The organism is Staphylococcus sp. 2S1 (genome assembly GCF_046721335.1).
In the GTDB taxonomy this organism is placed as follows: Bacteria; Bacillota; Bacilli; order Staphylococcales; family Staphylococcaceae; genus Staphylococcus; species Staphylococcus equorum_A.
This window is the reverse complement of sequence record NZ_JBEUUJ010000003.1, coordinates 1-23,978: the sequence shown is the minus strand read 5'-3', so window position 1 is coordinate 23,978 and position 23,978 is coordinate 1. Positions and strand designations below refer to the sequence as shown.

The window sequence follows — 23,978 nt, the reverse complement described above, 5'->3', positions numbered from 1 at the left end:
CTATTAATAATTAGTTTATTTATATTGGTAGGATATATCATATCATATTATACTTAGTAATATAGCGGGAGGCGTACTTTCATGTTAGGGGCGTGAAGTACATGTGGAAATTTTTCATTTATAGCTTGATTGGCATTATATGTTTCTTTGTACCTATAACGATTAATGGTAAATCAACAATTCTGATTGATCATATTGTTCAGTGGATTACATATTTGGTGAATCCAATTTTGCCATATTATGTATTACTTTTAATCATTATAGGTGCATTACATCCATTTATTAATAAAAAGTGGAACAAATCAAAAACTGATATTATATTTAGCTTATTTAAAGTACTAGGCGTCTTCATTGCTTTCATGATTGTCTTTGATTTTGGACCAGGATTTGTATTGAAAGAAAGTATTGGACCTTTTTTATACGATAAATTAGCGATACCACTAAGTGTGTTAATCCCAGTAGGAGCTATTTTATTAACATTTTTAGTGGGTTACGGTTTATTAGAATTTATTGGCGTAATTATGAGACCAGTAATGAGACCTATTTTTAAAACGCCAGGTAAATCAGCAGTTGATGCGGTTGCTTCGTTTGTAGGGAGTTATTCAATTGGCTTATTAATTACAAATAAAGTCTATAAGAAAGGCGGCTATACGCATAAAGAAGCAGTTATCGTTGCGACAGGTTTTTCAACTGTATCTGCTACTTTCATGATTATAGTAGCTAATACACTAGGTATTATCGAACATTGGAACCTTTACTTTTGGTTCACACTTGCAGTGACTTTTATAGTTACTGCCATTACCGTACAACTCCCACCTATAAGATTTGAGAAAAACACGACATATCAGAACCAACCATATAAAGAAGAAAAACGCAGAAATATGCCTTTATTAAAAGAGTCTTGGTTAGAAGCTAAATTAGCTGTTAAAAATGCTGACTCACTAATAGGAAATGTACGTGAAAATTTACGTGACGGCGTCGTAATGACAATTGCGATATTGCCTTCTATTATGTCTATCGGCTTCTTAGGTCTAATTATTGCTGAATATACACCGATAATCGAATATGTATCTTATATATTTTATCCATTTATAAGTATATTCCCAGTCCAAGATGTAGCAATATTAGCACAAGCCTCAACCATTTCGATTGTTGAAATGCTGTTGCCTGCGACGATTGCACAAACTGCTGATTTAGCTACGAGATTTATAGTAGGCGTAATGAGTGTTTCGGCAATTATCTTTTTCTCGAGTGTGGTGCCTGTGATTCTTTCAACTGAGATAAAAATATCAGTTGGTAAATTGGTCTTGATATGGTTTGAAAGAGTAGTACTTACTTTACTCATCACGATACCATTCGCATTATGGTTATTTTAAGATTTATTAAACAAAGGTTAATTAATTAAAATGAGGAGTGATTTTTCATGAGAAAAATAGTAGCAAAAAAAGGTTTAGATATTGAATGTAAAGGCTGGGAACAAGAAGCAGTCCTTAGAATGTTGTATAACAATTTAGATCCAGAAGTAGCTGAACGTCCTGAAGATTTAGTTGTATATGGCGGTATTGGTAAAGCGGCTAGAAATTGGGAAGCATTTGAAGCGATAGAAGAGACGTTACGTTCATTAGAAGCGGATGAAACAATGTTAGTGCAATCCGGAAAACCAGTTGCTGTATTTAAAACACATGAAGAAGCACCGCGTGTATTAATTTCAAATTCAGTGCTTGTACCAGAGTGGGCAAATTGGGATCACTTTAACGAATTAGATAAAAAAGGTTTAATGATGTATGGACAAATGACAGCAGGTAGCTGGATATATATTGGTTCCCAAGGTATTGTTCAAGGCACTTATGAAACATTTGGTGAGCTTGCTAATCAACATTACGATGGCACGTTAAATGGGACAGTGACTTTAACAGTCGGTCTAGGTGGCATGGGTGGTGCGCAACCTCTGGCCGTTACAATGAATGGCGGTGTTGTAATCGGTGTAGATGTTGATGAGACACGTATTGATAAACGTATAGAAACGCGTTATTGCGATGTGAAGACACATGATTTAGATGAAGCTTTACGTTTAGCCGAAGAAGCACGACAAGAAGGCAAACCATTATCTATCGGACTTGTTGGTAATGCTGTAGATACACACAAAGCCATTTTAGATAAAGGATTTAAAATTGATATTGTTACTGACCAGACAAGTGCACATGATCCATTGAACGGTTACATTCCACAAGGTTATTCTTTAGAGGAAGCAAAAGCGTTACGTGATAAAGATCCTAAAGCATACGTTGCGTTATCGCAAGATTCAATGAGAAAACATGTTGAGTTAATGATCGAATTCCAAAAAAATGGTGCAGTTGCTTTTGATTATGGGAATAATATTAGACAAGTTGCCTATAATAATGGCTTAGAAAACGCTTTTGATTTCCCAGGATTTGTACCGACTTATATCCGACCTTTATTCTGTGAAGGCAAAGGACCATTCCGTTTTGCGGCTTTAAGTGGAGATCCTAAAGATATCGAACGTGCAGATGAAGAAATGAGAAAACTATTCCCAGATAATGAAAAGCTCATTCGCTGGTTAGATTTAGCTCAAGAAAAAATTGCATTCCAAGGATTACCTTCTCGTATAGCTTGGTTAGGTTATGAAGAACGTGCCAAAATGGGCTTAGCTTTAAATCGTTTAGTTCGTGACGGAGAAATTTCTGCACCAGTTGTTATTGGTCGTGACCATCTTGATTCAGGATCTGTTGCGAGTCCAAACCGTGAGACAGAAGGCATGAAAGATGGTTCAGATGCTGTGGGAGATTGGGCAGTATTAAATGCTTTAATTAACACAGCAGTTGGTGGCTCATGGATTTCGTTCCATCATGGCGGTGGTGTAGGTATGGGTTATTCATTACATGCTGGTATGGTCATTGTCGCTGATGGTTCAGAACGCGCAGATCGTCGTTTAGGACGTGTATTAACGACAGATCCGGGTATGGGTGTTGTAAGACATGCAGATGCAGGTTATGAATCAGCAATTAATGTTGCTAAAGAAAAAGGTATCAAAATTCCAATGATTACGGGTAAAGGAGATAAAAAATGAATGATTTAATTATACAAAATATTAAACAATTAATTTTACCAAAATCTACAGAGCGTCCTTTAAAAGGAAAAGATTTAGACAAATTAGAAATCGTTGAAAATGGAACGGTAGTTGTTAAAGATGGCAAAGTGGTTTACTCAGGCGCCCATACAGATGAATATGAGGCGAAGGAAACAATCGACGCTACAGGAAAAGTTGTATCACCATCACTTGTTGAAGCACATACACATTTAGTTCATGGTGGTTCAAGAGAACATGAAATGTCGCTTAAAAGACAAGGCGTTTCATATTTAGAAATACTTGAACAAGGTGGAGGTATTTTATCCACAGTGGAAGCAACGCGAAATGCCACTGAAGAAGAGCTGTTTAAAAAAGCTGAAAAGAATTTGTTAACGATGATACAACACGGGGTTTTAGCTGTTGAAAGTAAGAGTGGTTATGGTTTAGATAAAGAAAGTGAACTCAAGCAACTACGTGTATCTAAGCGTTTAGCAGATAAATATAACTTAGATATGAAACATACTTTCCTAGGTCCACATGCAGTACCAAAAGATGCGAAATCTAATCAAGCCTTTTTACAAGAAATGATTGATTTATTACCTGAAGTTAAACAGTATGCTGATTTTGCAGATATCTTTTGCGAAACAGGCGTATTTACAGTAGAAGAATCCAGAAGATATATGCAAGCGACAAAGGATCTAGGCTTTGATGTTAAAATTCATGCGGATGAAATTGATCCATTAGGTGGTCTTGAATTAGCAATTGATGAAGGCGCAATTTCTGCAGATCATTTAGTAGCATCCAGTACAGAAGGCAAAGCGAAACTTAAAGATAGCGATACAGTAGCTGTATTATTACCAGGTACAACGTTTTATTTAGGAAAAGAACAATACGCAGATGCTAGAGGGATGTTAGATAATGATGGGGCTATCGCAATTGCAACAGACTTTAATCCAGGAAGTTGTGTAACAAACAACTTACAACTTGTGATGTCGATTGCCGCATTGAAATTAAAATTATCACCAAATGAAATTTGGAATGCCGTTACGGTAAATGCGGCGAAAGCAATTGATGTTGACGCTGGTACAATTAATAAAGGTGACAAAGCCAATATTGTCATTTGGGATGCACCAAACCATGAGTATATTCCGTATCATTATGGTATAAACCATGCTGAAAAAGTAATTAAAGATGGCAAATTACTGGTTGATAACCAAGTTAAGTTAAATAACTAATAACATTGAGTCTGGGACATGTATTTATGTCTCAGACTCATTTCCTACGATTAGTCAAGTACTAGTATTTAAAAAAGGCATACTAAAATAGACCTTATGATTTTATTTTTTAAAATAAGGTGTTAATATATATTTGATTGTATGATTGTTTTAATGTGGGGACATTTGATAATCATATAACTTATTATTAGTAACTAAATAATGAATTGTTTTCAATAGGCGGTTCATACAAGCTACTATTGCAGTCTTATGAGATTTCTCATTAGGTCGCTTTCTTAATTTATAATAATAATCTACTATATGATTTTCAAAACGGTGTTGACCACGTAATATATTACATATAACCAAAAATAATAAACGACGTGCTTTTTTGTTTCCACGTTTATTAATTGTGTCTCTATAATGCGTTAACCCAGATTGATATCGTTTGATATCAATACCTACAAATGCGTTTAATTGTTTATGAGAGTGAAAGTTAGAAATATCTCCCAATTCTCCAATAATCATCGCCGCTGTTAATTCTCCTATACCTGGAATAGAAATAATATTTTGAAAGCAATTTAATTCTCGTGCTAAATCAATCATCTCATTATCTAGCTTATTCATCTGTTGAATAGAAAATTTTAATTGTTGAGTAATAATTTGAACTTTTTGGACTAAAAATGATTCTGCTTCTACATTTGGATAACTTTTATTCGCTAATTGAAGTAAAAGTGTTGAATACTTGTCTGCTTTTTCTAGAGACATACCTTTATTTGTTGAGTTAAGTATATCTAAAGTTAATGTGTGTGGGGCTTTTTGAAGCACAAAGTCTGGATGAGAAAAGCATTCCGCAATATTAAGGGCAATTATAGAATAGCGATTTTTAAAAAGATTTTCTAATCCGGGAAAAGTTTGATGAAGCACTTCAATCAATTCTATTTTTAAACGATTTTGATTATTTTCGATTTCAAGATGAAATCGAGCTCTTTCTCTTAATTCAAAATAAATATAACTATCTGATTGTTTCATACTCTTTTTTGAAAGATTTGGTGCTAATAGAGCTAACTTGTGAGCGTCAGACTTATCCGTTTTCCAGGACCTTAAAGAACTTGTTTTAAACTTTGCTTCTAACGGATTAATTTCAACGAAATTAATATGATTTGTCTTACAAAACTTAGCCATAGCTCTTGAATAAATTCCAGTCGATTCAAATATGAGACACATATCATGAAATTGCTTCAAATATTTAAGTAAATGGTTAAATCCATTTTGGTTATTTTGCATTGTAAATTCTTTAACAAATTGCTTTTCAGAATAGTGGGCAATTACACTATCTTTTTTACTAATATCAATTCCTAAGTATTCGATATAAATCAAACCTCCTAAAAAAAGTTTGAGAAGCGAAAACTTTACTTAACCTTTCTCATTTCACTTTCCTATACACGGTTTCAAGAACCCAACATACTACAATCGAATTTCAAAAGGCGAGAGTAAAGCTGATCAGTTTTTAGTACGGATTTAAAATCCAAGAGTCTGCTCGATCTACTTCTCTCTACAACTATAAAAAATAGCTGTGAAAAAATCTATCGTCATAGATTTCTTCACAGCTAATCTTAGTATGTTTTTTCTAATCAATCTTATAGGGCGGGAATACGAAATCAAATTTGATATCTATCCCGCTTCATTTTAAGGGTAAAACAAATTAAGTTTGAGTTGATTAAATATTTCGACAATTATGGTACCATGTTATTTAAAGCATACATGGGAGGTGACATCGAATGTGGGGCAAACTACTTATGTTAAACAATGGAGCGGGGATTTAAGTCAAAATATGCTCACAGGTATATTACTTGCCCTTGCATTACTTCCAGGCGCAATTGCATTCTCTTTCATCGCCGGCGTAAGCCCAACGATAGGCATGTTAAGTACTGGTTTGATGATGCTCGTGTTGAGCTTTACTGGGAATAGAACGTTGATGGTCTCAGCGCCAAGTAGTGGTGTGTCACTAGTAGTTGCACCATTAATGGCAAGTCATGGTCTAAACGCGCTTATTTTAGCTACATTGTTTATGGGTGTCATACAAATTATATTGGGATATTGTCACATAAATAAATTGTTAGACTTCATACCTACGGGTGTAGTCATTGGTTTTATGAATGCATTAGGTTTATTATTGTTTACATCACAATTAAAGCATATATTTAACATTTCAGCCTCGACATATGTGTTTGCAATTGCTTCATTCCTTATTATTTGGTCGGCAGGGCGATATATCAAACTTATACCAAGCACCTTTAATAGCTATTATTATATTGACGTTACTTGCAGGAGTGATGAAACCAAACATTCAATATGTTTCTGATATGGCTTCAATACATATAAAAATGCCAATACCTTCCATACCAAATGAAATAAGTGATTTGAATATAGTGATGATTGCATTACTTTATGGTATAGCAATGGCTATTGTAGCCGTGATACAAACGACTTTAACTGCGCAAATGGTTGATGTTGTAACTTCGACAACCAGTGATAAGAATAAGGAATCTATTGGTCAAGGCATCGCGAACTTTATCGTTGGCTTGTTTGGAGGGTTTGGCGGTAGTGCACTTGTTGGGCAATCGCGCTTTAACGTAGCAATGGGTGCGAATTCAAGGTTGTCGACTTTCATCACAGGCAGCTTTTTATTGATATGTTTATTTATTTTTGGAGAGATTATCGGACGCATACCTATGGCCGTGTTAGCCACTGTGTTAATCACGATTTCACTTGGTACGTTTGATAGACGAACGTTGCCATTTATTCGCAAAGCACCCTTGTTGTTAAATAGCATTTTAATTATTTCTACCGTAGTAATTATTTTAATTACGAATAACCTTGCCTTAGGCGTCGTTGTTGTAACAATAAGTTATTACATGATTTACCGTTTTATTAATAAGAAAGGACGTGACATATAATGCCACAATATGAAGATTATGTGAATTGGAGAAGAACATTACATCAATACCCTGAACTTTCAGATGCTGAATATGAGACGACAAAAAGATTGAAACGAATATTAGAAGCGTATGATATTAAAATAATTGATTTACCACTAGAGACTGGTTTAGTTGCTGAAGTGGGACAAGGTGAAACATTCGTGGCTGTAAGAACAGACATTGATGCTTTGCCTATCCATGAGCAAGTGGTACATGAATTCACTTCAACGAATGAAGGTGTGATGCATGCATGTGGACATGATATACACATGGCCAGTATATTAGCGGTAGCAACAAGACTTAAAGATATTGAAAGCCAATTAAAAGGACGTGTCCGTATTATTTTTCAACCTGCAGAAAAGAACTGGGTTATGGGGCACTACATATCACTGAATCAGGAGCGATTGATGGCGCAAAAGCTGTATTAGGCTATCACAATTATCCGTCGTTAGATGTGGGTGAATTTGCAGTGAAGTCGGGTGTAATTACATCGTCTGTAGACCGTTTTGAATTTAAAATAAAAGGTACAGGTGCGCATGTCGCTAAACCAGAACAGGGTAACGACCCTGTCATCGTTCTAGGACAATTAATTAATAGTGTTCAATCGATTGTAAGTAGAAATTTATCTGCTTTTGATAGCGCAGTCGTAACTATAGGTGAAGTATCTAGTGGCAATACATGGAATGTTATTGCTGATCAAGCGTACGTCCAAGGTACTGTGAGAAGCTTTGATGAAGATAAACGTGTTTATATTGAAGAACGACTTAGAGCAATTGGAAGTGGACTTGCAGAAGCCTTTGATGTCGAAATAGAAACACTATATCATCGTTTACCAGGTGCCGTTAAAAACGATGAAAAATTAACGAATGACGCTATCTCGAAGTAGCCAAACAAGTTGGATATAATGTAGAAGTTATGGATAAACCTTTAACAATTGGCGAAGACTTTTCTGGTTTTGCAAATAAATATCCAAGTGTCTTTGCATTCATTGGGTCGAATAGTGAATATGATTTACATCACCCTAAGTATGACCCAGATGAACGTATTCTAGAAAAAGTGCCTGAGTATTTTGTTACATTTGTTCAAAAATTATTGAACGAAGTATAAGTTGTTAAACACTTTGTATATGTATTAACTCCTATAAAATTTGGGTAATGTATAGATATAATAATTATTTAAGGAGTGTTGTATTATGGCGACCCAAGATCCAAGAACAAAATTTTCAAATGAAGATTTTCCAAAACAAGAACAAACGCTTCCTGGTTTACAAAAAGAATTAGAACCTAAACCAGATTGTGGGGAAACTTCATATATTGGTTATGGTAGATTAACAGATTATAAAATGTTAGTGACGGGTGGAGATTCTGCCATTGGAAGAGTCATGCTATAGCGTATGTATGCGAAAGAAGGCGCAGATGTAGCGATAAATTATCTTCCTGAAGAACAAGCAGACGCCGAAGAAGTACAAGAAGTGATTGAATTAGCAGGTAGAAAAGCTGTTTTAATACCAGGAGATCTCCGAAATGAACAATTTAACTATGATTTAGTTGAGCAAGCTTATAATGAATTAGGTGGTTTAGATAATGTAACCCTTGTAGCAGGACACCAACAATACAGAGATGATTTAAAAAGTTTCGATACAGCTTCATTTACTGAAACATTTGAAACAAACGTTTATCCTATATTTTGGACAGTTCAAAAAGCACTAGATTATTTACAACCGGGTGCTACAATTACGACAACATCATCCGTGCAAGGGTATAATCCAAGTCCTATCCTACATGATTATGCAGCCTCAAAAGCGAGCAATCATTTCATTAACTAAAAGTTTATCAGAAGAATTAGGTGCCAAAGGTATTCGTGTGAATTGTGTAGCACCTGGGCCATTTTGGTCACCCCTACAAATATCTGGCGGACGGACAACCACAATCGAAGATACCTACATTTGGTCAAAAAGAAGTGTTAGGTAGAGCAGGGCAACCTGTTGAACTTTCAGGAGTATATGTACATTTAGTCGCTGAAGAGTCGAGTTATACGACTGGGCAAGTTTATGGTGTAACAGGCGGAACTCAGTTAGACTAATGATATCAAAAGTTAGTAATCTCTTATAGATTATCTAGCTTTTATTTTTTGAAGGGTATGGTAATAAAATATGAAACAATTTAAAGCAGATACACTCTCTAAAAAACAAAATTATAAATTATTGAGTGGGAGTATAATTCCAAGACCGATTGCATTTGTTACTTCTCAAGATAAATCAGGTCATTTAAATGCGACGCCATTCAGTTTCTTTAATATAGTGAATAGCGCACCGCCAATGATTATGATTTCTACGGTCCGTTCAGAAGGTGAACGAAAAGATACCTCAGTAAATATCGAAGAAACCGAAGAATTTGTCGTTCATATTACTGATGAAACAATTGTTGAAGAAGTTGTTAATAAAACGGCGACACCAATAGAGCGTAAGCGTAATGAGCTAGAAAGAACAAATTTAACATGTATTGATTCAGAACTTGTTTCTGTCCCAGGGATACAACAAGCAAAAGTCCGCATGGAATGTAAATTAAACAGAATTATTCCATTGGGCGATCCACAAGAAGGTTCTGATTTAATTATTGGTGAAGTCGTTATGTTCCATATCGATGATGATGTATACTTTGAAGATAGTAAAATTGATGCTCAGGCATTAGCGACTGTCTCGCGCTTAGCCGGCAATGACTATGCGTCGTTAGGAGAAACATTTACGATTGTGCGACCTATTGAATAAGGTGTCGCACTTTTTGTATATAGCGTATGATTGCAAAGTAATGTTGACAAACGTGCTTTAACGTATTAAGCTAAATCAGTATTTGACGGATTACAGTTGAAAATGTACTGTAATAGAACAATTTAATAACTTATCTAGAGAAGTGGAGGGACTGGCCCGTCGATACTTCGGCAACATGATGATGATGCGTGTGCCAATTCCAGTAGCATAAATGTATGCTAGAAGATAAGAATGAAAACACAACGTTTACTCTTTTCTTCAATAGAAAAGAGTTTTTTTATTTTCAAAAAGGAAACACAAAGAAATAGCGATGAGTAAATTTCACGCTTTTACCCTTATAGAAAGTTGGTTTTGTATGGAGAAGACAAAGAAAGGTAACGCTTGGGCATTGATTCCATTGCTCGTATTTGTAGGCTTATTTTTAGGTGTAGGTATTGGTACAGGTGATTTTTCAACAATGCCTTTAAATGTAGCAATTTTAGTAGCATCTATTGTAGCTTTGATTTTAAATAGAAAAGAAACGTTTCATAAAAAAGTGGAAGTCTTCACAAAAGGCGCGGGTCATTCAAATATTATTTTAATGATGCTCATCTTTATACTGGTCGGAGCCTTCTCTCAAACTACTGAAGACATGGGTGGCGTGCAATCTACAGTTAATTTAGGATTGTCACTTATTCCAGAAAATTTAATTATCGTAGGCTTATTTATTTATTATTTGTATGTTTGTTTCGCTTTCAATGGGTACCTCTGTAGGTACAGTAGCGACAATAGCGCCTGTTGGATTTGGATTGAGTCAAGCAACTGATGTCTCAGCAGACTATTACGATGGCTACGGTTGTAGGTGGTGCAATGTTTGGTGATAATTTATCAATGATTTCAGATACAACAATCGCGACTGTACGTACTCAAAAAACAAAAATGAGTGATAAATTTAAAGTGAATATTAAAATTGTGTTGCCAGGTGCTATATTTACGATTATAGCTTTGTGGTTTTTAACAAATGGAGCACAAATTGATGCAACTAAAAGTTATGACTATAACATTATCAAAGTCTTACCTTATTTAATGGTACTGATATTAGCATTAATTGGTATTAATGTGATTATTGTACTTATAGGTGGTATCGCATTATCAGCAGTAATTGGCCTTATAGATGGATCATTTGGTTGGACGGGATTATTAGGATCTATTTCAAAAGGTATTATTGGTATGGAAGATATAGCGTAGCGATGATTGCCTTACTTATCGGAGGTCTTGTAGCACTTATTCAACATAACGGCGGTATTACATGGTTACTTCACTTTGTTCGTAATAGAGTGAAATCAAAACGTGGCGCAGAATTAGGTATAGTCTGGGTTAGTCAGTGCGACGGATATTTCAACAGCGAATAATACGATATCGATATTGATGGTCTGGTCCACTAGCAAAAGAAATTTCGGAAGAATACGATGTAGACCCAAGAAAATCTGCAAGTATTTTGGATATGTTTGCGAGTTGTTTCCAAGGACTCTTACCTTATAGTCCACAGTTAATTGCGGCAGCAGGTGTGGCATCTATATCTCCATTTGAGTTATTACCTTACTCTATTTATCCTATGATTTTAGGAGTTTGTGGTTTGATTGCAATCTTCTTTAACTTACCAAGATTAAATAAAAAATAAGGGGTTAAAAGGGAAGGAGAATCAGTGCATTGTTTGTATCTGATGAACCTCCCTTTTTATTATGTTGGAATATAATGTAATTTTATATAAAAAGTTCTTAAATACATGTTTTTACGGAAGTGACGTTTAAAATTTTGACGTTTACTGACTATTGACGATAAAATATAGAAGTTGATCGTTTTAAAGTAAAGACTAGAACATTTTATGATTCATATGATTATTGTTTAGAAGTCTTGTAGAATAGGTTAGAATAGAATTAAGAGTGAAAGTAGGTGAACAATCGTGGGTAAATATAATGTTGAAAATGAATACGTTGAGATTCGACTTGAACGACTATTTAAAGTTGAACCAGAATTATTATATCAAGCATGGACAGATCAACGTTTTCTTAAACAATGGTTTATGACAACAGATAGAACAAATAAATCAATTCATATTAACGCTGAACAAAATGGAAGTTATGAAATAGTTGACGTTCGTAAAGGGAAAGAAAATGTAGTAAAAGGTTCTTTTATTACGTTAACACCGTATGAATATATCGTCATGACAATTGGTATGCCAGAGTTAAGTGATTCTGAAGATACAATTGAAATTGAAATATTCGAAAGAGAAGCGGGCATCACACAAATGATTTTTAATTATAAAGCTTTTGTGCCAAAAGAACGTAGATATACAACACTGGAATATAAGCAGAAGAAAAAAGAATATCATGATTCTACTGCGCATGGTTTTGAAATATTATTTGATAAATTACAAGTGGTATTGGAAGAATTTGAATCAGACCTTTAACATGTAATGAGATGTTGTGAATATAAACTGTTAGCAAAGTTGTCGCTTTGTTGGCAGTTTTTTTGTGCGCTTTCGCCCAAGTATAACTTCTACTGTACAATATATATTTCATACTCGCTTGCCTAGGGCATGGTCTCAGCTTGTATATAGTCTTCGGTTCATGTCTGTTCCTCTCAGGCGTCTCGTATGAAATTAGGTTGAAAATACCGTAGAACAAATTAAAATAACACCACGCCATAAGTAGATGTTAATGGTGTGGTGTACTGATATTTGAACTTAGAGATGCTTAGTTGTATTGCAATAGTAATAAGCTCAGCATAAAGTTTGTGAATTATTAAGAAATAATTTCACCTTTTTCTATGCGCTCGTTAAACTTACGCAATAATGTTTCGAAAAATATGTGATAACTTATAAAGCTTGAATAATCTATACCGTCAACAAGATAAAAAGTGTTGCTAGAGACATAAATATTATAATCAGCTTTTTGAGCAAGTGTATTATCATTTAAAGTAGTTATGGAGAAAAAATACTTTTGACGTAACTGTAATAAGTTGGTGATATCTGTTAATTGATGAGATTCACCAGAAAGAGAAATAATGAAGAAAATATCTGTAGGTGTTGTTCTATTAAGGACCATTTTAAATTCGTGTACATCATGTAAAACAATAATATTTTTATGAATTGTTAACAAAATACGTTGCGCTTCTTGGGCGACATTCATTTGCGCGACGCCTGTCCCATACAAATAGACGGTCTCTGCTTCATTGATTTTATCAGTGACAAGATTATAATCAATGCGTTCTAAATATGTAAAAGTATTTTCGACGTCTTGTTTAAAACCTTCGCGATAGAGTCTGAAGGGAGATTATGAGATTTTTCAGTTTCAAACTTTAAATAAGATTTAAAGTCACTATAACCATCAAAACCTAATTTACGTGTAAAACGATGAATAGTTGCATTTGAAGCATGTGTATATTCTGCTAAGTCTTGAATTTTCATTGTTTTACATTTTGTCGTATGTGTATTGATAAAATGAGCAATATGTAAGTCATTCTCATTTAATTTATTAAAGTTATTATTAACGCGTTCATCTAAAAACAATATGATAACCTCGCACTTCATGAAAATATTTTCAACTTTTGGAAATATAATCTGATTATACAAAACTATTCGTAATATAGTCAAACCATTGCTTATATGTAAGCGTTTCCTTTAGTATTGAGATAAGATTTGAAACAGACGTATCTAAAAAATGATAAGTTTACATATAAGTATTTGAATGTAAGTTATCTAAATTTAATAGAACTTGGGGGTATATTTTTATGAACGCAATTAAACGATTTGGGAGTGCGATGATAGTTCCAGTGCGCTGATGTTTGCTTTCTTCGGTATTGTCTTAGGGTTTGCTACATTATTTAAAAATCCGGCAATAATGGGAAGTATTGCAGAAGATGGGACGACTTGGTTTAGAATATGGTCCGTAATAGAATCTGGTGGTTGGGTAATATTCGATCATATGGAAATTGTATTTGCTGTCGGATTGCCACTTTCTTTAGCTAAAAAAGCACCTGGTCATGCCGCACTAGCGACTGTTAATGGGCTATCTCATGTTTAATACATTTATTAACGCTATTCTTACACAATGGCCACATACATTTGGGGCTAATTTTGAAAAAGGAGTCGAGAATGTTACTGGACTCAAAGCAATTGCTCGGGATTGAAACGTTAGATACCAATATTTTAGGTGGTATTATAATTTCTAGTATTGTGACATGGATACATAATAGGTTCTACAGTAAGAAACTGCCTGAAATGCTAGGTGTGTTCCAAGGATTAACATTTGTAGTAACGATTTCGTTTATTGTTATGTTGCCGATTGCATTGATAACATGTGTATTGTTTGGCCGACGATTCAAGGTGGTATTTCTTCATTACAAGGATTTATCATAGGATCGGGTTACATTGGGGTATGGCTATATCACTTCTTAGAAAGAGTACTTATTCCAACAGGTTTACATCACTTTATATATGCACCAATTGAAGTAGGTCCAGTAGTGGTAAACCACGGATTAAAAGCAGAGTGGTTTGCGCATGTAAATGAATTTGCTACGAGTACGAAGTCATTGAAAGAACAATTCCCTTATGGATTTATGTTACAAGGTAATGGTAAAGTATTTGGTTCGATAGGTATTGCATTAGCAATGTATTCAACTACACCTAAAGAGAATAAGAAAAAAATTGCAGCTGTTACTTATCCCAACTACATTAACTGCTGTAGTTGTAGGTATTACAGAACCATTAGAATTTACATTCTTGTTTATTGCACCTTATTTATTTGTATTGCACGCACTATTAGTCGCAACAATGGATACACTGATGTATGGATTTGGCCTCGTAGGTAACTTTGGTGGCGGTTCTATTAGACTTCTTTGCTACCAATTGGATACCTTTAGCACAAAATCATTGGTTAACATATGTAATTCAAATCATTATTGGTCTTGTATTTACAGCTATTTATTACTTCTTATTCAGATTCTTAATTTTAAAATTCAATATTCCACTTCCTGGTCGTAAGAAAGATGAAGAAGACGTGAAGTTGTATAGTAAACATGATTATAAGAGTAAAAAAGGCAGTGATGACAAAGGAAACGCAACATCTACTGGTAATGAATACGAAGATAAAGCAAATTATTATTTAGAAGGCCTTGGTGGTAAAGAAAATATCAAGGACGTAACAAATTGTACGACACGCTTAAGATTAACAGTGAATGATATAGATAAAGTAGAAGATAGTGGTTATTTCACACATAATCAAATGGCACATGGATTAGTTAAAAGTGGTAAAAATGTCCAAGTCGTTGTTGGTATGTCAGTACCACAAGTAAGAGAAGCCTTTGAAAACATCGTTAACGAGGAAGAGTAAGATTAAATAGATAATAAAAAATAAGCACAGCCCGTATGGAATCGTTCCATGGGCTGTGCTTTATTATATAAACGAATTACGAAATTCTAGCTTTATTCATTAATCTTGGTTGATATATTGCACCAAGTACATCAATGTTATGAGTAGCAATCATTTGGATGAGTTTTGCGAAAACTTTAGGAGAACAAGAAACATTTATTTTATCTCTATTGAAGGTATATGTAATATGCTCCGTTTGATTGATTAAGTTCAAAATATCAATGACTTTGTCTTTAACAAAAGCGTCGTAAAGTCCATCGATAGTTAGTTCAAAACGTTTAGAAGATAACAATAAATGATCAAGATCTAATAATTTTTCAGAATGATTACTTTCTATAATTTGATAAATTAAATAATTATGGAAGCTCAGAAAACTAATAATATATGGTAACTGGTATTTTGGTAAGTTGACCTTTAATGCATACAAGTTATTTTCTTTAAAAATTGAAAACTTGAATGAGTTGCAAAAATTAATTTGCTTACATAATTTAGTTAAATTTTTACGTGTGGCACGTTTGTTAAGTCCACCTATATTTAACACAAAAGTTTCCGTTCTATCTAAAAACATATTATACCTCCATATCTATATAAAGTGTCATATGGATATTAATCATAATATTCTTTACACTTAAAATTATACAAGTTTTTATTTCTATTAAATTGTACCACTCTTTTAAAATGTTGACACTAGGTCTTTAGAACGAAGTTGAAAATTATTTTTGAAGTTAAATTTTTGGGTTTTAAAAAGTTGGAATATTTTGAAAATTCAGTTGTATAGCTGTTTAAAGTATGATACATTTTTCATTATTAATACATAGAGGAAGTGTTTAGAGATGTTATCAAAAGTGAGTAAGTTTGCAACAAACACATTCTTGATATGGATGTTAATCGGTCGCAATAATTGGCTTTATTTTTCCAACTCAGTTAGCTACGTTAAGTGGTTGGGTGCCATATTTACTTGGTATCGTAATGTTAGGGATGGGATTGACCATTGACCCGAAAGATTTTAAGATTGTATTTCAATCGCCAAAGTGCGTAGTAATAATTGGTGTGATTTTGCAATACACAATCATGCCTTTAGCGGCTTTTTTAATTGCTAAATTATTTCAATTACCACCAGAAATTGCAATTGGTGTGATATTAGTTGGGTGTTGTCCAGGGGGAACATCAAGTAACGTTATGAGTTATTTAGCAAATGCGAATGTTGCGTTGTCTGTAGCTATTACAAGCGTCTCTACGTTACTTGCTCCGTTCTTAACGCCAGCATTAATTTATTTATTCGCACATGAATGGTTACAAGTTTCATTTATGAGTATGTTTTGGTCAGTAGTGCAAGTGATACTTATTCCTATTGCGATTGGTTTTATATTACAAAAAGTATTTAAAAAATTCGCTGATAAGACTGCAACTGCATTGCCAATCGTTTCTGTAATTGCTATTTCACTGATACTCGCTTCTGTAGTAGGTGGGAGTAAATCACAAATACTAGAAACAGGATTGCTCATTTTTGCAGTAGTCATACTACATAACATTGTTGGTTATGTATTAGGATATACATTAGCAAATATATTTAAACTGGATGGAACGCGCTGATAAAAAAGCTGTTTCGATTGAAGTTGGTATGCAGAATTCAGGGTTAGCAGTAACATTAGCTACTGTACACTTTAGTCCTTTATCGGCAGTGCCTGGGGCAGTATTTAGTTTGGTACACAATATTACCGGACCAATTTTAGCAAAATATTGGAATAAACGGTAATAACACTAGAAGCATAAATAATGAGGCTGGGACATATCACATGTCTCAGCCTCAATTTCTATATTACCATTTTAAAATCTAAACTACATATTTCGATTTTAAAATATGATAAGCTAGCATTAATATAATTTAACGAAACAACAAGTGGACAGAGGAGGATATATTATGTATAGAGCAGTCATATTTGATTTTGATGGCACGATTATTGATACAGAAAGGCATCTATTTGAAATCATTAATAAGCACTTGAAAAAACATAATTTAACTGAAATAACATTGGATTTTTATCGTCAATCTATTGGCGGAGTCGCGACGGATTTACATCATTATTTAGAAAGTCAATTAGGTAAAGAAAATAAGCATGGAAATTTATGTCGAACATAGTAGCACAAGCGTTGATTTGCCAATCATTGATGCAATGAAACAGTTAATGGACTATTGCAAAAAATGTCATATACCCATGGCGATTGCGACGAGTAGCTATAGAGCTGACATCAAACCAGCTTTTGAAAGTCTAGGATTAAGCAATTATATCGATATCGTTGTAGGTAGAGAAGATGTTGAAGCGGTTAAACCAAGCCCTGAGCCATACCTCACTGCTGTTCAAAAACTGAATTACAATCCTGGAAATTGTTTAGCAATCGAAGACTCAGTTAATGGTGCAACTGCCGCAGTTTTAGGCTGGTTTAGATGTTATCGTCAATACAAATACAATGACAGAAAAACAAGATTTTAGCGAAGTGGCATTTACTGGAAAAGATTTAACCGGTGAAGAAATCATTACGACGTACTTTGAGAAAAATAGAGGCTAATTAAATGAGTGGATATTTAATTTTATTTTTCTTGGGTGGACCCATTGTATTGGCGATAAGTAATTTGGTATTAGGTCCGATTTTTAATAAAAAAATACCTTTTAAAATACAATTTAGATCATTTATGGTAGGAACGGTGGTTTATTTGTTAGGCGCTAGTTTAATATATTATTTTGTGCTTCAAGATAAATTGTAAATTTGGACCTGATTTTAAATATAAAAAGGGAGCTTCCATATGGAGGATCCCTTTAGCACGCAAACAAAGCACTGTTGCGAACTCAACTGCATTATATATGTTAGCTTATATTTAATATAAACATTGTTAATTATAAAAGTTGGAAAATCAATGTTGCTACAACGAGGACAAGTAGTATTGAATCTATACCTACCATGATTGCAAAACGCGTATTTTTTTCCCCAGTTTCTTTAGAGGCTTTTACTGCTTTTAAATTAGGAATCAAACTTACAATCAGTAAAATAATTACAATAACGCCTATAATCATACTCATGATTTGTCACCACCATTTTTATTTTTTTCTATATATTCCCAAACATAACCGACGATGATACCAACAATTAAACCGACAATAATACCAACTTTTATAGTAGATATTAAAGCACATATGATAATAGCTAATAACAATGCGATTGGAATCGTGATACCAAATTTATATTTTCGTTCTGGTGAATCAACAATAGAAAATAAGACATAATATAATATAGCAAATACTACAATTACAAGTAGACTTTTTAAAATTAATTGTCCAATTGAACTATCTGAACCAGTAACATAATTTAATAAGAAAAATAACACACCAAAGATAAGAGAAACTGTAATTGTTTTTTTAAGTAAAATTTTATTCATGTTGAACTCCTTTGTAATAAAATCTAATGAAAATTATACCATAGAAAGTTTGAAATATAGAACGTCACAAAATTAATGCAACCTTTGCCCGTCATATTGATGATGATCATTTAAATATGCGTAAAACAATCCGATGATCAAACCCCCGCCAATATAGTTTCCAATTGCGACACCAAGTAAATTGATTAATGTAGGAATAACTGCCAATAAATCACTTTGATAAACGAGTCCACCAAGCAAATAATACAGAATTATAAACGACATGTTCATAACCCATAAAGGCGAATATGGATACCGCCAAACATCATGACAAACATTTTAGCTAGAATGTCATCAATTTGCATGGCGATAACTAATGAAATATTGATAAAAAAATTCGCGAATATCCCTTTGATTAAAATTGCTAAAAATCCTGCGGCAAATAGTTTATGCTCTATTGTAATTTCAAGCTGTATGAACATCTCCGGAGACATAATATCTGAATGTCGTGTGAGTGTGAAAAATATTAATCCTCCTGCCACGTTTCCTATAAAGCATAAGGTGAAAATTTTTAAGACACGCATAGGGCTAATAACACGATAATACAATCCAACAGTGAAATACATAAAATTACTTGTTAATAATTCTGAATTGGTGAATAGTATTAGCACTAATGCAAAACTAAAGGCAACGGATGAAACTAAATTTGTAACACCAGAGGGCACATCGCTTCCAAGAGAAGCTTTAATCAACAATATGAATACAGTAATAATACCTAATATAAAGCTGACCATGGTTGCACGTAATAAATAACGTTTAAAGTAAAAACTTTGAAGTACACATCCTTGGTTCTAATCGTATCAACTACATGATCAATCCACGCCTTACCATAGAAGACTTTATCCCATTTAATGTTTTTCTCATTCAATTACGTATCCTCACTTTCGATAGATTAGGACAAGTATACTATGACAATCAGTATTTGTGAATAAATTCACAATATCTCCATAATAAATTTTATGAATTATATTTGAAGTAGGTATGTTCCACTGTGAATCACTTTAAATAAATCGTGATGACATTTGAAAAATCAAAAACAGTGAAATTCATAAAATTACTTTGCTTTTTTTGACGAAATAAAATACAATTAATAACGGAAATGTAAGCCCTTACATAAATCGAAAATAATTGTTCCAATTTTTAGATTTTATAGTATAATGGCGACATGATAAGTGTTTCATCTTTATTTATAATCGAAAGAGATGGGGTTTGAATTATGAATGAGAACAATGAGTTACAGAGGGGACTAGGTGCGCGTCAGATGAGAATGATTGCACTTGGTGGAACAATTGGAGTCGGACTGTCTGTTTTTAGGAGCTACAAGCACTATAAAATGGACAGGTCCTTCAGTTATATTTGCATATTTAATTGCAGGTATATTTATATTTTTAGTAATGAGAGCAATGGGAGAGATGGTTTATTTACACCCAACTTCTGGTTCCTTTGCTAACTTTGCAAGTGATTACATACATCCAGTAGCTGGTTATTTAACAGCCTGGAGCAATATTTTCCAATGGGTAGTTGTTGGTATGAGTGAAGTAATAGCTGTTGGAGAATATATGAATTATTGGTTTCCTGATTTACCGCAATGGATACCAGGCGTTATTGTAGTAGTATTATTGGCTTGTGCAAATCTTGTGTCAGTTAAAGCTTTTGGTGAATTTGAATTCTGGTTTGCAATGATCAAAATCGTAACGATTATCTTAATGATAATTGCTGGTTTTGGAATTATCTTCTTCGGGTTAGGTAATGGAGGAGAGGCAATTGGACTTTCTAATTTATGGGCTCACGGTGGTTTTATGCCTAATGGTTGGTTAGGGTTCTTCTTTTTTGCACTATCTATTGTAATTGGTTCATATCAAGGTGTAGAGTTAATTGGAATCACTGCCGGAGAAACAAAAGACCCACAAAAAAATATAAAAAGTGCAGTTAATGGCGTCATTTGGCGTATATTAATTTTCTATATTGGAGCTATTTTTGTAATTGTTACAGTTTATCCTTGGGATCAATTAGGTAACATTGGTAGTCCATTTGTTGCTACATTTGCAAAAGTTGGTATTACATTTGCTTGCTGGACTAATAAACTTTGTTGTACTTACTGCGGCAATGTCTGGCTGTAACTCAGGTATATTTAGTGCAAGTCGTATGACATTGAATTTATCTCAAAAAGGTATGCTACCTAAATTCTTTGGTAAAGTTATGAAAAATGGTGTGCCAGTCTGGACTGTAATTGCAATTGCATTAGGTATTTTAATCGGTGCATTATTGAACGTTATTTTACCATTATTTATTAAAGGTGCAGATAGTATATTTGTATATGTTTATAGTGCATCTATATTACCAGGCATGGTGCCTCTTGGTTTATGATTTTAATTAGTCACTTAAGGTTTAGAAAAAATCATCCTGAAGAAATAGAAGGGCATCCATTCAAAATGCCAGGTGGGGCTTTTACTAACTATATTACAATGGCATTCTTTATTGTCGTATTGATAGGTATGCTATTTAATAAAGAAACAGTAGTCTCAGTAGTAATAGGTATAGTATTCTTATTATTCATGACGATGTTCTTTTTCTTAAAAGGCTATCATAAGTTAGGTAAAGATAAACAAATTTAACATAGGTTGATAATTCAACTGAAATATAGGTTAGCTATTTTATGACTGAAACTACTAAGTTATAAAATAGCTAACCTTTTTATTATAAAAAATAGCTCTAAAACTGTGGATATAAGTGCTTGTATAACTACTGTTTTACAGAAAATTTACATTATTAAAATATTGACGCAAAATTAATGGATTACACTTAACATGTAAGCACAATAATACATATCAAAGGAGTTATTAATTTATGAAACTATTTAATAAGTTAGCAACTGTAACTGGTAACTGTAGCTAGTGCAATTGTTGTTGGCTCGGCATTAGGCAATGTACAACCAACATATGCTTCTGGTAATGGAAAAGCATCAAATGATACACCTGATGTATCTTATATGGGAAATACTGAAAACCCTAAAAATGTAATATTCTTAGTAGGCGATGGTATGGGGCCATCTTATAATTCAGCGTATCGTTATTTCGCAGATAATCCTGAAACAAAAGAAATGGAAAAAACTGCGTTCGATAAACATCTTGTCGGTAATCAACGTACAAATCCAGCTGATCCAAAAGAGAATGTAACGGATTCAGCGAACATCTGCTACTGCATTTAGTTCTGGTCATAAAACATATAATGGCGCAATAGGTGTAGATGAAAATAAAGAAAATGTTAAAACAGTATTAGAACAAGCGAAAGAAAATGGTAAATCTACCGGTTTAGTTTCAACTGCTGAGATTACAGATGCAACACCTGCGGCTTATGCATCACACGTAGATTCACGCGATAAAAAAGATGAAATCGCACAACAATTTTATTTTATAATGATAAAATTAACGGCGAACATAAAGTAGATGTCTTACTCGGTGGTGGTGCAAAATATTTCGGTGAAGAAAATGGTAATTTAACAGATAAATTCAAAAAAGATGGTTATGATGTTGTAGATAATAAAACCGATTTACAAAAATCAACAAGTAAACAAATATTAGGTTTGTTCGCTGATGGAAATATGCCATTACAAATAGACGCACCTGATAAAAATCCTAAACTATTAGATATGACAGAAACTGCAGTTAATAAATTACAGCAAAATGATAAAGGTTTCTTCTTAATGGTGGAAGGCGCTTCGATTGATAAAGCGGGGCACCCAAATGATGTTACTGGTGTAATGTCAGAAATGGAAGGTTTTGAAAAATCATTTGATTATGCCATGAACTATGCTAAAGAACATAAAGATACACTTGTAGTAGCAACTGCAGATCACTCGACAGGTGGTTTATCAATTGCCAAAGGTGAAGATTACCTCTGGAACCCTAAAGTAATTCACGATATGAAACATTCAGGCGGCACATACATGACTGAACAAATTGCCAAAGGTGAAGATGCTTGAACAAGTAATTAATGAAGGTTATGGTTTTGATGTAGAAGCGACTCAAATTGATAAAATTAAAGATGAAGCTGAAAAACTGAAAAAATTAAATGAAGATGATGAGGCATATGAAGGGCAATTACAAGAATTACAAAATGCAATTCAAAAACCAATCAATGATAAATCGAATACGGGGTGGACTACAACCGGACATACAGGTGAAGACGTGAACACATATGCGTTTGGTCCCGGTAGTGATAAATTCCAAGGAAATATAGATAATACAGATAATGCTAAAAACATTTTTGAACTTTTAAAAAGTGAAGCTAAATAAACAAAATATCAATATTTAGGGTAACTTGTAATAAGGGACTAAAAATCGCTATACGTTTTACTAGTCCCTTATTCAAATTCATAAAAAAGCACCTATCGAAACAGCGTATTATGCTGACGATAGGTGCTTTTCTTTAATATAGTTCAACTTAACATATCGATTAATGTTTAAATTGAATTTTAGATAAATGCTTACGGTAATTATCTAAAGCCATTTTAGACTGCGTAATAGAGTCTAGTGCACTTTGATAATTCAATGCAATATAACGATAGTAAAGTATATCTACTGTAAAAAGTTGAGCAAATAGTGATGTTGTTGCGACCATACGCAGTTCGTTTTCATCCGTTTGACCATATATTAAAGTATGGTCTGAAACTTTTGCGACTGGGTTATCATTAGAACTAGAAATTGTAATAATTGGAATGTTATAGTCCATTGCGACTTTAGCCATAGATTGCATTTCACTGTGATTACCTTGATTTGTTACAAAGATAATACAATCATTTTCATCGTGTGTCGCTAACGTTGACATAAATAAATGCGTTTCTTGTAACAAACGGACATTGAGTCCAATGCGGGATAATTTTTGAAATAAATCAGTAACGATGACGAGTGAAGCACCATAACCAAATAGGAATATTGTATTTGAACGCTTCATTGTTTCACAAATACTGTCAATACTATATTCATCTATGTACGTTGATACATAGTTCATCGTGTCTGTTGCACGAGATAGCATTTTTGTTTTTA

The 23,978-nt window shown here is 33.6% G+C and carries 11 protein-coding genes, 11 pseudogenes and 1 riboswitch; of the genes and pseudogenes, 15 read left to right on the top strand and 7 right to left on the bottom strand.

Translation table 11 applies throughout. The features are described 5' to 3' along the window. The first annotated feature begins 101 nt into the window (after window positions 1-101). Genes ABLV90_RS00480 through hutI form a run of 3 tightly spaced genes read left to right on the top strand, consistent with a single transcriptional unit; the run spans window position 102 to window position 4,323 of the window. Window positions 102-1,376, top strand: coding sequence for a YjiH family protein (locus tag ABLV90_RS00480; RefSeq protein ID WP_460871930.1), 1,275 nt, complete (start codon window positions 102-104; stop codon window positions 1,374-1,376). A gap of 47 nt (window positions 1,377-1,423) precedes the next feature. After that, window positions 1,424-3,088 (top strand): urocanate hydratase, encoded by a 1,665-nt coding sequence (hutU, locus tag ABLV90_RS00475; protein ID WP_460871929.1) that lies wholly within the window; start codon window positions 1,424-1,426, stop codon window positions 3,086-3,088. Further along, on the top strand, window positions 3,085-4,323 hold the full coding sequence (gene hutI, locus ABLV90_RS00470; protein ID WP_460871928.1) for an imidazolonepropionase: 1,239 nt from the start codon (window positions 3,085-3,087) through the stop codon (window positions 4,321-4,323). Before hutU ends, hutI begins: the two co-directional genes overlap by 4 nt. A 150-nt stretch (window positions 4,324-4,473) precedes the next feature. Here hutI and ABLV90_RS00465 read toward each other — a convergent pair whose 3' ends face one another. After that, window positions 4,474-5,673 carry an IS110 family RNA-guided transposase gene (locus tag ABLV90_RS00465; protein ID WP_427708328.1) on the bottom strand — a complete coding sequence of 400 codons (1,200 nt, stop codon included), beginning with the start codon at window positions 5,671-5,673 and terminating at the stop codon, window positions 4,474-4,476. 367 nt (window positions 5,674-6,040) lie between these two features. Here ABLV90_RS00465 and ABLV90_RS00460 point away from each other — a divergent pair. From ABLV90_RS00460 to ABLV90_RS00435, 6 genes and pseudogenes are all read left to right on the top strand, one after another. Beyond that, window positions 6,041-7,262 (top strand): annotated as a pseudogene (locus ABLV90_RS00460) (SulP family inorganic anion transporter). Continuing rightward, window positions 7,262-8,390 (top strand): annotated as a pseudogene (locus ABLV90_RS00455) (amidohydrolase). Before ABLV90_RS00460 ends, ABLV90_RS00455 begins: the two co-directional pseudogenes overlap by 1 nt. Before the next feature lie 85 nt (window positions 8,391-8,475). After that, window positions 8,476-9,365: pseudogene (locus ABLV90_RS00450) on the top strand (SDR family oxidoreductase). 70 nt (window positions 9,366-9,435) lie between these two features. Further along, window positions 9,436-10,050, top strand: a complete 615-nt coding sequence (locus ABLV90_RS00445; RefSeq protein ID WP_460871927.1) for a flavin reductase family protein — start codon at window positions 9,436-9,438, stop codon at window positions 10,048-10,050. Between the two features lie 127 nt (window positions 10,051-10,177). Further along, window positions 10,178-10,282: riboswitch (SAM riboswitch) on the top strand. Between the two features lie 123 nt (window positions 10,283-10,405). Then, a pseudogene (locus ABLV90_RS00440) lies at window positions 10,406-11,710 on the top strand (Na+/H+ antiporter NhaC family protein). Between the two features lie 282 nt (window positions 11,711-11,992). Next, on the top strand, window positions 11,993-12,499 hold the full coding sequence (locus tag ABLV90_RS00435) for an SRPBCC family protein (RefSeq protein WP_046465894.1): 507 nt from the start codon (window positions 11,993-11,995) through the stop codon (window positions 12,497-12,499). Between the two features lie 334 nt (window positions 12,500-12,833). Here the strand turns inward: ABLV90_RS00435 and ABLV90_RS00430 are convergent. After that, window positions 12,834-13,600 (bottom strand): annotated as a pseudogene (locus ABLV90_RS00430) (MurR/RpiR family transcriptional regulator). A gap of 221 nt (window positions 13,601-13,821) precedes the next feature. On the opposite strand from ABLV90_RS00430, the pseudogene ABLV90_RS00425 reads away from it, so the two are divergent. After that, window positions 13,822-15,422, top strand: a pseudogene (locus ABLV90_RS00425) (alpha-glucoside-specific PTS transporter subunit IIBC). 76 nt (window positions 15,423-15,498) lie between these two features. Here ABLV90_RS00425 and ABLV90_RS00420 read toward each other — a convergent pair. Further along, window positions 15,499-16,029: a hypothetical protein gene (locus tag ABLV90_RS00420; RefSeq protein ID WP_046465891.1), complete on the bottom strand. Its 531-nt coding sequence runs from the start codon at window positions 16,027-16,029 to the stop codon at window positions 15,499-15,501. Window positions 16,030-16,294: 265 nt separating this feature from the next. Here ABLV90_RS00420 and ABLV90_RS00415 point away from each other — a divergent pair. From ABLV90_RS00415 to ABLV90_RS00405, 3 genes and pseudogenes are all read left to right on the top strand, one after another. Beyond that, window positions 16,295-17,217 (top strand): annotated as a pseudogene (locus ABLV90_RS00415) (bile acid:sodium symporter family protein). A 165-nt stretch (window positions 17,218-17,382) separates the two neighbouring features. After that, window positions 17,383-18,029: pseudogene (locus tag ABLV90_RS00410) on the top strand (HAD family hydrolase). 4 nt (window positions 18,030-18,033) lie between these two features. Beyond that, on the top strand, window positions 18,034-18,225 hold the full coding sequence (locus tag ABLV90_RS00405) for a hypothetical protein (RefSeq protein ID WP_046465888.1): 192 nt from the start codon (window positions 18,034-18,036) through the stop codon (window positions 18,223-18,225). Window positions 18,226-18,355: 130 nt separating this feature from the next. Here ABLV90_RS00405 and ABLV90_RS00400 read toward each other — a convergent pair whose 3' ends face one another. The 3 genes and pseudogenes from ABLV90_RS00400 to ABLV90_RS00390 form a co-directional block, all read right to left on the bottom strand. After that, entirely contained in the window at window positions 18,356-18,538 is a 183-nt protein-coding gene (locus ABLV90_RS00400) for a hypothetical protein (RefSeq protein ID WP_002506889.1), read from the bottom strand. Continuing rightward, complete coding sequence (locus ABLV90_RS00395; protein WP_460871926.1) at window positions 18,535-18,894, bottom strand: hypothetical protein; 360 nt, start codon at window positions 18,892-18,894, stop codon at window positions 18,535-18,537. Before ABLV90_RS00395 ends, ABLV90_RS00400 begins: the two co-directional genes overlap by 4 nt. A 72-nt stretch (window positions 18,895-18,966) precedes the next feature. Beyond that, window positions 18,967-19,801: pseudogene (locus ABLV90_RS00390) on the bottom strand (formate/nitrite transporter family protein). Between the two features lie 348 nt (window positions 19,802-20,149). On the opposite strand from ABLV90_RS00390, the pseudogene ABLV90_RS00385 reads away from it, so the two are divergent. Next, window positions 20,150-21,548 (top strand): annotated as a pseudogene (locus ABLV90_RS00385) (amino acid permease). Window positions 21,549-21,811: 263 nt separating this feature from the next. Further along, a pseudogene (locus ABLV90_RS00380) lies at window positions 21,812-23,228 on the top strand (alkaline phosphatase). A gap of 160 nt (window positions 23,229-23,388) precedes the next feature. Here ABLV90_RS00380 and ABLV90_RS00375 read toward each other — a convergent pair. After that, on the bottom strand, window positions 23,389-23,978 hold a 590-nt coding region (locus ABLV90_RS00375), incomplete at its 5' end, for a MurR/RpiR family transcriptional regulator (RefSeq protein ID WP_460871925.1).

What these genes read in the sequence shown, in the direction of transcription:
- ABLV90_RS00445 (WP_460871927.1), top strand. Translation starts at nt 9,436, where the DNA reads ATGAAACAATTTAAAGCAGATACACTCTCTAAAAAACAAAATTATAAA.
- ABLV90_RS00420 (WP_046465891.1), bottom strand. Translation starts at nt 16,029, where the DNA reads ATGTTTTTAGATAGAACGGAAACTTTTGTGTTAAATATAGGTGGACTT.
- ABLV90_RS00405 (WP_046465888.1), top strand. Translation starts at nt 18,034, where the DNA reads ATGAGTGGATATTTAATTTTATTTTTCTTGGGTGGACCCATTGTATTG.
- hutI (WP_460871928.1), top strand. Translation starts at nt 3,085, where the DNA reads ATGAATGATTTAATTATACAAAATATTAAACAATTAATTTTACCAAAA.
- ABLV90_RS00395 (WP_460871926.1), bottom strand. Translation starts at nt 18,894, where the DNA reads ATGAATAAAATTTTACTTAAAAAAACAATTACAGTTTCTCTTATCTTT.
- ABLV90_RS00480 (WP_460871930.1), top strand. Translation starts at nt 102, where the DNA reads ATGTGGAAATTTTTCATTTATAGCTTGATTGGCATTATATGTTTCTTT.
- hutU (WP_460871929.1), top strand. Translation starts at nt 1,424, where the DNA reads ATGAGAAAAATAGTAGCAAAAAAAGGTTTAGATATTGAATGTAAAGGC.
- ABLV90_RS00400 (WP_002506889.1), bottom strand. Translation starts at nt 18,538, where the DNA reads ATGAGTATGATTATAGGCGTTATTGTAATTATTTTACTGATTGTAAGT.